Raw genomic sequence first — 276 nt, 5'->3', positions numbered from 1 at the left:
AGACGTACCTGGTACTGGAAAAACATTACTAGCAAAAACAATTTCTAAAAGCATTGGTGGTAATTTTTCTCGCGTTCAATTTACCCCTGATGTACTTCCGAGTGATGTAACAGGTATTGAATATTTCAATCCGAAAACTAGTGAATTCGAGTTAAGGCTTGGACCAGTCGTGACAAACATATTACTTGCGGATGAAATTAACCGTGCGATGCCGAGAACACAGTCTAGTTTGTTAGAAGCGATGGAAGAACGGCAAGTAACGCTTGAAAAGCAGTC

General features: G+C 40.2%; 1 protein-coding gene. It reads left to right on the top strand.

Annotated elements, in window-relative coordinates; translation table 11 throughout:
* Positions 1 to 276, top strand: a 276-nt coding sequence (locus tag SB775_RS29125; RefSeq protein ID WP_410864693.1) for an AAA family ATPase, incomplete at both ends; no start/stop codon positions are given.

Source organism: Peribacillus sp. SIMBA_075, from assembly GCF_046534585.1.
The sequence above is the reverse complement of the archived record's forward strand: the minus strand, read 5'-3'. Positions and strand labels throughout refer to the sequence as shown.